Below are 9286 nucleotides of genomic sequence, written 5' to 3'. Positions count from 1 at the left end.
GCGCCACAACCAAGCGCTCATCGCGCTCGCACGGCGACGCTGTGACGTCCTGTTCGCCATGCTGCGCGACGGCACCATTTACCAACCCAAGTCAGCCCCTACCGCTTGACGAAACACATAGGGGCACCCCCCTCGACGACTCCCCCTCAGATTGGGGCGATCGAGTGACCTTTTTAATATGACCCTATTTTGTAATGCGCCTGCGGCACGAATTGAGCACATCGGTGGAGCGCATCGCGGCGCCTTTTTACGGAACAACGACACACCGGCCCAAACTCGTCTCTTAAAGTTTCTACGTAGAAACTGTCAGACCTCGGCGCCCACATACGCAACCACACTTCATTGCGCGCTAGCTTGCGAACTAATCCGCCTACTAAGGCAGATCCTACATTCGGTGGGATTCTCCACCGCAGTTACACGACACACGTGTCCGAGTCCGATTCGATCGGCAACCTAGGGCCCATGCAGTTCGCCCGGGCGCACAATACAAAGCAGCAGGTTTTAACCTCGGACTCTAGTGCCGACTCGAGCAAAAAAATAGGGGCATGTCAAGATGACCTCGATCAGACCGGGACTGAAACGCGGCGACCTTGTTCCGGCCGGTTGCCTTCGCGTAGTACGGCGCCTCGTCCGCTGCCTTGATCACGGCGCCAGCATCCTCTTCCTGCTCCGGCGTCCAGCTTGCCAGGCCAATACTGGCTGTGACGCGCCTGTATTCGCTGCCAGCATGCTTGAGCGCCAGTTCATCGATGCCGCACGAATGCGCTCGGCGATCTGCGCAGCACCCGTTTCCGGCGTATCGGGCAACAGCACAACGAATTCTTCCCCACCGTAGCGAGCCGCGGTATCTGCCGGGCGTCGGATATTCCCGCCGATGCAGCGAGCAACAGCCGCCAGCTCGTCGTCGCCCGCCTTGATGGCCGTACGTGTCGTTTGTACGCCTTGAAGCGGTCGACGTCGACAAACAGTAGGGAGAAAACGGAATTGGCCCGTCGGACGCGGCGCCATTCGCGGTCCAGCACTTCCCCCGAAGCTGCGCCGATTGTTCAAACCAGTGAACCCGTCCGTGTGTGCCAGGAGAACCCGTTCGGACTCTGCCCGCATACGAGGCCCCAGTTGCGTACCGAGCATGATCGACACGACGATAATGGCGACGCCGAACGTGGCCACCAGCGCGCCGATCATTACGGCACGGTGCTAGGATGTCCTGTTCCGCCTCCGCGACCATGATGATCAGCGGCAGCTTCGGCAAGTGCTTGAAGTAGTAGAGACGACGCCCCCATCGATCGACGCCGTTCCCGAAAAAGAACCCTCCTGCCGTCTGGAAGCGCCGGAATGTCGCGGCCTTGCTGATGTTGCGGCCGATGATGTGTACGTCGTACGGGTGACGCATCACCATTATGCCGTCGTTGCCGATCAGGGACATCGAGCCGTGCTGCCCGAGCGACAGCCCGGCAAACACCTGGCGGAAGTACTCAAAGTCGATCGCGATCAGTGCGATGCCGCCAAACGAGCCATCGGGGTTCGAGACTCGCCGTGACAGCACCATGTTGAGCGATCCGAAAAATTCCCCTGGCGCGGCACGTCGTTGGCGGAATCCAGGATGATGTTTCCGCCAGCGTCGAGCCGAGAAATTGCGCCGACAGACACGTGTATCACACGCAGCGATGAGTACGACGCCATCGCCCTGGCGTCATGCCGAGCACGTCACGAAACGCTTTGCCGAATGCCGCTTCCGACCGATAGCCAACGGCCTCTCCGATCGCAGCCTGCCCGCTCCCCGAGTCCCTCAACAGTGCGCATGCGTGCATCATTCGGATCTGCGCGACGAACGCACCGACGCTCATCCCAGCCTTCTCGCGAAAATGCCGCGCATACGTTGCGCGCGACATCGCTGCGACATTGCCAAGCGACGCAACGGTCCACGGATGCGCCGGTGCCTGCAACATAGCTCGAATCGACGGCCCGAGCCGCGCGTCGACCGCGACTGCGAGCCACCCTGATAGCATCTGCGTATCCTGGCCATATGCGCGCAGCGCATACGTGAGCAGAGCCTGCCCAAGCGCATCGACAATCGCACGGGCGCCCGGCTGCTCTCTCGACATCTCGGAGCGCAGCAAGCCCATGAGCATTTGCAGCGGCTCGAGCCCCGACGACTCACACAACCCTATGTGCATCACCCTCGGCAGGGCACGCAACAGCAAGTCACCGGCGCCGCGACCAAAGACAAGCCGGCCGCACAGCATGTCCACGTTCGCGCTGTCTACGTCGCCGATGTTCGATTGAACCGGCAGCACCGTGACGTTCGTCGCAGCCAGTTCATGTATTGGCACGGTTACAGCGCCGCGCGCGCCAATCGCATCCAGGATTTCGTACGCGCCGCCACCAGGCAACAGCAAGAGATCACCCTCCCCGAGCTGCTGAGTGCGGCCGCCTGCAACGCGTAGTCGGCACTGTCCCGAAAGCATGAGATGAAACGCCACCTCACTGGGCGGCGGCGCGTCATACGCAATCGTAAACGTACCGTCGAGCAGGCAACGCATCTCCAATTCAACTCGGCTGCAGCCCAACGACAGCAATTGGCTCAACGCATCCATTAGACAACTACGCAAAATCGTCACTTTAGCTCATCAAAGCCATCCGCGCGGACATTCAAGAAATTCACCCATCATCGACGTAGGATCCCAATAATCGTCACCGTTTGGGAAGTGGAGACGTCACGCGTCGGTTATGACCAACAAAGAGCTGCGGAATTCTCGTGAACTCACGAGGTTGTTCGCCGCACACTAAAGCTATCACCCGCACGCCGTCACGAATGGCATCGGTAACCACTCAGATTCGCGCAGGGACGCCTGGACAGGTTTGCCACGCACGCTCGAGGCTGAAACCCTACGGCACCGTTGCAGACGCGGAATCCACAATTCGGCCTTCGACGTCAGCGTCCCGACTATGTTCTTGGCCAGCCGAATGACGCGACCTGCCCGGAGCTTTTCGCAAGCCAGCGTCGATCCAAAATCGACGTGGCAATCGCGTGCGACCAAAAGTACCCGGTCGACAGTCCAGCTTCCAACCGATTATTGCTGGGCTTCGCAAGTCGAGTCGAAATTCACGGATCGATTACTGTTGCACACGCGTCCGTCGGCGCCGCAGCCACGTGCCCCACGACCGGCACGATCTTTATTCCTGCCGACGCGATACGACACGGCGCTGCAGCCAGACCGCATCCGCCAAGGACGATACAGCCAGCAACACACGCAGCACGAATGAACCACTTCATATACGCCTCCTGATAGCGATCAGCACACAATCCGAACCCGCCGTGACTTGATCAGCCTGCGTTCAGATAAGTCATGGTAGCATACAAACCGTCTAGACGGTTTGTATGCTACCATGACTTGTAAATCGAATTCGCCGACGTGACAACTTGCGCAGCTCGATTGATCGCTCAACGCGTAACGAACACTCCGGAGCCCGGTGTGTCGTTGTCTCGGCACAATCAACGAGCAAATGACGACATCCATCGATGCGAGCGCAGCAGACCGTACTCCCTTCTTTCACTCATCAAACGGCAATCATGCGCCACCTAACCGCCCCCAACCGAGTCCCAAGATTTTCAATCAGAACGTTGCTTTTGCTTGCAGCACCACTTGCTGCATCGCTCGTGAGCGTCCTCGTCATCGTGACGGTATTTTCGACCGACGTTCCTTACCTGACGAACGGCTTCTGAAACGGCTCCAGATGAAAATCTCATACTTCATACCGATCGTATCGTGCATGGCTGCGATCAGTTTCACTTCGACAACACATGCTCAGTTTCGCGGCCTCGACGATTTGAATCGATTTGGCGAGAAGCGCACCATGTGCCGTCAAGCGCTCCGGTCATCAGGCATGGAGGATGATATGGACCAACGTATCCGCGATCTTGTCAGGAAATCGTACGACAGCGTCGGCCGCAAGCGCGGGCCGGCCGGATCGCCGGATGCCAGCACCTATCGTGAGATGCTCGAAGACTCCGTCAACGATCTCAGGGATCCTGTGCTCAAGCAGTTGACAGATAGCTGCGCAAGCAATTTCACGATCAGCGAACTCCATGGCGTTAACGATTTTTATATGAGCGCAGCCGGGCAAGCATGGCTTCGCAAAGGTCGAACCACCATCATGCCAGAGATGGACAGAGCAATCTCCATCGTTCAGCCTCGGATCAATGAAATTGCGGAAAGTCGATACTGAGGAAGCGTCACTGAACGACGCTCGTGTTACCGGCGGGAATCCATGCCCGCCCATGAAGATGCTTCGCTGGCGGCCGGCAAGTCGCCACACCAACCGCCCTTTCCGCAACGACGTTTGTTTTTTCTAATGTTCGCTGCTGCGCGTCCATTGAACAAACCATGCAACTCTGGCAGGTTCACTGCGTCGCCTGCAGTCGACATAGGTACGTGCACGATCATCGAGACAGGTCTTGGATGTCGGCCTGGAAGACCAGCACGAGTGTCAGATAGACGAGCGATGCGAAGACGCCGGCCATCGTACCGAAAATGTCCCGGGCAAGGGCGCCACGCATCAAGTAAGCGGGAATCCCGATCGCCATATAAGCGACCAGGAACACGATCGCGATCATAAGCGGTGGTGGCATCTCAAGAATGAGATAGGCAATTTCGCGCATATTCCTGGCTTCTCGTCAATATCGGTCAGTTCATCTCGGATGTCTCGACATCGACCCGCCGCGTCGCAGCGAGTGCGACATCACCGTCTTCACCGGAGTTGGGCAACGAGCGCGTCTGCGCCCTTGTCGATGCCAGTCCGAGCGGCACTGAGCGAACCGAATGCAGCCGGCAGGTTCATGGCGTTCGGATATTGCTTTGTCACATATGCACTTAGCAGTCGACCGCTCAAGCTGTCGTAGACTTCGACGGCGTATGAAACCGAACCGCTGAACGCTCCCTTGCCACCCCGAATTGCCTGCGCGCCGTTATAGAGATTGCCGGCGATATCGAAATGCATGGCTTGTCCGACAATCGCCGTGGTTTTCTCCGCGCCAGTCAGAGTGAGCCTTACGCGCAGTGTCGCAGGGGATGGCTTCGACGCGACTTGGAAGCGCTTTGCGAGTTTGTCGGCGAACACCCTCCCCATGTAATCGGCAAGCGCCGTCTTGTCCTCGCCGTTCAAGTCGCCGAACTGATTGTCCTGACCGGCATATACGACGACCGGATCCACGATCACCTGCCGGTATTGCGACCAGTCCACGCGTGCCGCGTATCGGTACGGCACCTTTGCGGCGTCACCGCCGCGGTTCTGTGTCAGCTGTAGCGAGGAGGCAATGCCCGAATAGGCAACGGGCTGCACACCGGCGCATGCGGCCAACGTCACCATCGTGACGCCGGAAAAGATGAAAGAGCCAAATTTAGGTGTGAGCATGTCGGATTCCATGGAAGGCGCTCGGCCGGCACTAGAGGTGAAATTGCGAAAGGGTTGACGCAAGGGAAGCGTAGCATCGTCCTTGCCATATGTAAACCGTCTGCCCGGTTTGTTTTTTGAAAAGAAATCGCCAATGTACAATGGGGGGTTACGGCCGAGAGCATCATCTCGAGTTCGCCTGGACCTACCGCCACATCACCGCGCACAAGCGCGACACCATCGCGAATATTAAATGGACAACCAGACTCGCTCGGAAATATCCCGCAAGAAGGCAATCGATGCAGCACTCAGCATCCTCACTCGCGACGGCGTGGGAGGCTTGACGTTCGACGCGCTCTCGCGCGAGAGCGGCATCAGCAAGGGGGGGTTGTTGCATCAGTTTCGTACCAAGCAGGGTGTGCTCCAGGCGTTACTCGAATTCCAGCAGCAGCAATTCGAACAGTTCGGGCGCGATTACCTCGTCAAGGAAGGAGCGTCGAAGGTCGAGCCGACGCTCGCGGCCCAGATCGCGATTTTTCGGGAAGCCATCAATCAACCGAATTCGGTCGCACGCGCGGTGCTGGCGGCAATCATCGAAAGTCCGGAATTGCTAGAGGGCCGAAACAACGTTGATGCCGACAAGCTGAAAACAATGGACAAGGAGGCTGACGATTTCGAACTCTCGCTTCTGCGTTACTTCGCGGCGAGTGGCATCGCGTTCAATGTGCTGCTTGGCGTGACACCGCTAACAGGGGCCATGCGAAATCGACTATTCACTCGCCTGCTGAACGAAGAAAGCTGGCAAACCAAGACGGTCAAGCGCAAACCTAGGTAATCGTTTGCTCTTTCGTCGCGGTTGAAGTTCGTAAATTCTGCCAATGGCGCCAATCGTGTCCGCTTATTCTGCTAACGTACCGTCCTGCTCGCTCATTTCCCAGAGCATTGGAACGCTGACCTGATATCGCGCAGCAACACGAACTGGAGTTGACCCTGTAGTTCCGGGCACGGCGTCACACTAAGGTTGCTGAATCCAGCGAGCGCCGGAACTCGCGAGGCGGGCGATATTTCAGCGCGCTATGGGGATGCTTCTCGTTGTAATGCTCGAACGCGATGGCCAGGTTGCGTGCAGCAGTCGCCGCATCCGACTTCGGCATGAAGGCGACGTAGTCGCGCTTCATCGTTTTCACGAAGCTCCCAGCCATCCCGTTACTTTGCGGGCTGCACACCGGCGTGGTCAATGGCTTCAGGCCGATGGCTGCTGCGAACCGGCGCGTATCGTCGGCCGTGTGGCCCGAACCGTTGTCGCTCAGCCACTCGATTTCGGACGGTGTATGCGGTCCGTTGCCAAACCGGTTTTCCACTGCAGCCAGCATCACGTCGCGAACGATGTCGCCGCTATGGCCTGCCCTCGTGACCGCCCAACTCATCGCTCCACGGTCGCAGCAATCCAGCGCAATCGTCACGCGCAGCGGTTCTCCGTTGTCGCAGCGGAACTCGAAGCCGTCCGAGCACCATCGCTGATTGCTGCGCGCCACGGCCACCTTGCCGTCATGTCGACGTTGCGGCCGAGGCGGATTCGGTCGGCGCTGCATCAGCAGCCCGTGCGTGCGCATGACGCGATGGATGCGCTTAGCGTTGAACGGGACCAGTCCAAGCGCAACGCGCTCGTTACGCAACGTGCCCCAAACCCGCCGATAGCCATAGCTGGGCAAATCGCCGACGACCCGGCGGATTTCCTCGACCACGACCGCATCGTCGGTCTGCCTCGATTGACGGCCATCGCGCCACGTCGTCGGACGCGACAGTCGTGCCGATACGTTCGAGCGCGACACGCCGAGAACTTCACAACCCAGTTTCACTGGTCGTCCTCCGGCAGCGAGGCCGAGTGCGCTATCCATTAATAGGATGGTCCGCCCCTCCCGCAGTCGCATAATCGGCGGTGACACGTACAACTTCCGACGAGGTGTGTCATGAGTCAGCCTGTCAAACCTGTCGTGGTTCGCATGGGCATCGACATCGGCAAATCAGCGTTTCACGTCGTCGGACTCGATTTCGCTGGCAAGCCGGTGTTCAGAAACCGCTTCACTCGCGAAAGCCTCATCGAATTTCTCGCCCGTGCGTCACCAACAGTTGTCGGGATGGAGGCCTGCCCTGGCAGTAACTGGCTTGCTCGTAAGGCCGCCCTCTCCGGTCACGAGGTCCGGATAGTCCCCGCGCAGTTCGACAAACCGTTCGTCAAGTCCAACAAGACGGACATGATCGACGCAGAGACGATCGCCGAAGCAATCTCCCGTCCTACCATGCGCTTCGCACAGCCGAAGACAGAGGCCCAGCTCGATTTACAAGCGCTACACCGTGTCCGGCAACGGCTCGTTTCCAACAAGACGTCCGTCATCAATCAGGCCCGTGCTTTTCTACTCGAATATGGTCTCACCATCAGTGTCGGCGCCGCATACTTCGTCCGTGACATGCCATCGATTCTCTCAGATGACCAAAACGGACTGACTCCGTCGATGCGCCGCCTGCTCGAGGAGCTATGGCAGGAATATCGTTCCATCGAGGCACGTCTGCTGCAACTTCGGCAGCAAATCGAATCTATTGCCAGCGCCGACGATGCTGCTACCCGACTGACATCAGTGCCGGGTATCGGCCAACTCACAGCGACGGCCATTACTGCTTTCGCCGGGACAGGCACTCAATTCAAATCCGGTCGGCATCTGGCTGCCTGGCTTGGGCTTGTGCCGAAGAAATTCTCGACGGGTGGCAAACAGTGCTTGCTCGGAATCAGTAAGCGCGGCAATCCCTATTTGCGCAAGCTGCTTGTGCACGGCGCTCGTTCCTGCGTGCTGCATCTCGATCGAACAAAAGATCATCTCGGCGCCTGGATAGCCCGAATGGAAGCACGGGGCATACATCGCAACAAGATCATCGTCGCTTTGGCCAACAAGCTCGCAAGAATTTCGTGGGCCGTGCTGACCCGCCAAGGTGCGTTCTATCTTAGGCAACCGAAACAGCAGTAGGAGGTAATGAACACCCTTCCAAGTTTGCAGGCTGATACCTGATGACGAAACCGTGCTACGGCGTTCGGTAAACCCGGGACAAAAAAGCGGTCCTTGAGGTCAGTCCATTTATTGGGAACCGAGCGCGCATATCCCAACATGGCCTTGCCGCCAAAAGCGGCTGACTGGCGAGAGGCCGGATACATTTACGCAAACTGCTTCGTCACACAGAACCCGCTTGCAAAACCGGGGCGGACCATACATTTTTGCCCGGCCGTACTCGACTGCTTCTCGGAGAATCTCGTTCTCCATAGTCTTCTTGCCGAGCATCCGTTGCAGCTCGCGAATCTGCTTGAGCACATCGGCCCGCTCCGATGCCGGAACCACTTCCTCGCCAGCCTTGACTGCTGACAGGCTCCCGTCCTGGTACAGCTTGCGCCGATGGAACAGCTGGTTCGGGTTCACGCCGTGCTGGCGCGCGACTATCGAAACCGACTTCCCCGGCTCGAAGTTCTCGCGCACCATCGCCAGCTTCTGCTCCGCCGTCCAGCGCCGCCGACGCTCTGGGCCCGTCAACACTTCCATCACTTCCTGCCTGGTGTTAGTCAAAAACACAGTCTTATGCCTACCCGCTAGTTTAAGCGAGAGGCTACGTCCGGTGTTTCAGGGGGCTGCTCCAAACAGATAACGGCAGAGCGCGTTATGCAACGAGGGCAATACAGCAAAGACGCTAGTGAGGACGAGGATCTGCATCAACTGGGTTGACCATGACCTGCCCCCATCAATAGGGCCAATGGGCTTCTAGCAAAGTCCCATTAAACCAACTCCTGGAAAGCGGCAGGAGTATCCGCGGTTGCCCGATGTTTCGCCGCAAACTCTGACGGCGCAAGGTA

General features: G+C 58.4%; 7 protein-coding genes and 3 pseudogenes. 3 read left to right on the top strand and 7 right to left on the bottom strand.

The window, feature by feature from the left end; genetic code table 11:
- Positions 1 to 514: 514 nt before the first annotated feature.
- The 3 genes and pseudogenes from HWX22_RS30950 to HWX22_RS32405 form a co-directional block, all read right to left on the bottom strand.
- Positions 515 to 1644 (bottom strand): annotated as a pseudogene (locus HWX22_RS30950) (diguanylate cyclase); the annotation flags it as partial.
- Between the two features lie 11 nt (positions 1645 to 1655).
- Entirely contained in the window at positions 1656 to 2597 is a 942-nt protein-coding gene (locus tag HWX22_RS30945) for an AraC family transcriptional regulator (RefSeq protein ID WP_175912617.1), read from the bottom strand.
- A 509-nt stretch (positions 2598 to 3106) separates the two neighbouring features.
- Positions 3107 to 3277 (bottom strand): DUF6726 family protein, encoded by a 171-nt coding sequence (locus HWX22_RS32405; RefSeq protein ID WP_321852686.1) that lies wholly within the window; start codon positions 3275 to 3277, stop codon positions 3107 to 3109.
- Between the two features lie 230 nt (positions 3278 to 3507).
- On the opposite strand from HWX22_RS32405, the gene HWX22_RS30940 reads away from it, so the two are divergent.
- On the top strand, positions 3508 to 4230 hold the full coding sequence (locus tag HWX22_RS30940; protein WP_175912615.1) for a DUF2059 domain-containing protein: 723 nt from the start codon (positions 3508 to 3510) through the stop codon (positions 4228 to 4230).
- 214 nt (positions 4231 to 4444) lie between these two features.
- Here HWX22_RS30940 and HWX22_RS30935 read toward each other — a convergent pair whose 3' ends face one another.
- Both HWX22_RS30935 and HWX22_RS30930 read right to left on the bottom strand, forming a co-directional pair.
- Complete coding sequence (locus HWX22_RS30935; RefSeq protein WP_175912613.1) at positions 4445 to 4663, bottom strand: hypothetical protein; 219 nt, start codon at positions 4661 to 4663, stop codon at positions 4445 to 4447.
- A gap of 89 nt (positions 4664 to 4752) precedes the next feature.
- On the bottom strand, positions 4753 to 5415 hold the full coding sequence (locus tag HWX22_RS30930) for a DUF3313 domain-containing protein (RefSeq protein ID WP_175912619.1): 663 nt from the start codon (positions 5413 to 5415) through the stop codon (positions 4753 to 4755).
- A 232-nt stretch (positions 5416 to 5647) separates the two neighbouring features.
- Here HWX22_RS30930 and HWX22_RS30925 point away from each other — a divergent pair, with 232 nt between their 5' ends.
- Positions 5648 to 6229: a TetR/AcrR family transcriptional regulator gene (locus tag HWX22_RS30925; RefSeq protein ID WP_175912611.1), complete on the top strand. Its 582-nt coding sequence runs from the start codon at positions 5648 to 5650 to the stop codon at positions 6227 to 6229.
- 175 nt (positions 6230 to 6404) lie between these two features.
- Here the strand turns inward: HWX22_RS30925 and HWX22_RS30920 are convergent.
- Positions 6405 to 7292, bottom strand: a pseudogene (locus HWX22_RS30920) (IS3 family transposase); the annotation flags it as partial.
- Between the two features lie 72 nt (positions 7293 to 7364).
- Here HWX22_RS30920 and HWX22_RS30915 point away from each other — a divergent pair.
- Positions 7365 to 8414, top strand: a complete 1050-nt coding sequence (locus HWX22_RS30915; RefSeq protein ID WP_244135330.1) for an IS110 family transposase — start codon at positions 7365 to 7367, stop codon at positions 8412 to 8414.
- Between the two features lie 168 nt (positions 8415 to 8582).
- On the opposite strand, the pseudogene HWX22_RS30910 reads toward HWX22_RS30915, so the two are convergent.
- Positions 8583 to 8978: pseudogene (locus HWX22_RS30910) on the bottom strand (transposase); the annotation flags it as partial.
- Positions 8979 to 9286 lie beyond the last annotated feature (308 nt).

This window comes from Burkholderia sp. BCC1638 (assembly GCF_902833195.1).
Lineage (GTDB): Bacteria > Pseudomonadota > Gammaproteobacteria > Burkholderiales > Burkholderiaceae > Burkholderia > Burkholderia diffusa.
The sequence above is the reverse complement of the archived record's forward strand: the minus strand, read 5'-3'. Positions and strand labels throughout refer to the sequence as shown.

What these genes read in the sequence shown, in the direction of transcription:
- HWX22_RS30945 (WP_175912617.1), bottom strand. Translation starts at nt 2,597, where the DNA reads ATGGATGCGTTGAGCCAATTGCTGTCGTTGGGCTGCAGCCGAGTTGAA.
- HWX22_RS32405 (WP_321852686.1), bottom strand. Translation starts at nt 3,277, where the DNA reads ATGAAGTGGTTCATTCGTGCTGCGTGTGTTGCTGGCTGTATCGTCCTT.
- HWX22_RS30940 (WP_175912615.1), top strand. Translation starts at nt 3,508, where the DNA reads ATGACGACATCCATCGATGCGAGCGCAGCAGACCGTACTCCCTTCTTT.
- HWX22_RS30935 (WP_175912613.1), bottom strand. Translation starts at nt 4,663, where the DNA reads ATGCGCGAAATTGCCTATCTCATTCTTGAGATGCCACCACCGCTTATG.
- HWX22_RS30930 (WP_175912619.1), bottom strand. Translation starts at nt 5,415, where the DNA reads ATGCTCACACCTAAATTTGGCTCTTTCATCTTTTCCGGCGTCACGATG.
- HWX22_RS30925 (WP_175912611.1), top strand. Translation starts at nt 5,648, where the DNA reads ATGGACAACCAGACTCGCTCGGAAATATCCCGCAAGAAGGCAATCGAT.
- HWX22_RS30915 (WP_244135330.1), top strand. Translation starts at nt 7,365, where the DNA reads ATGAGTCAGCCTGTCAAACCTGTCGTGGTTCGCATGGGCATCGACATC.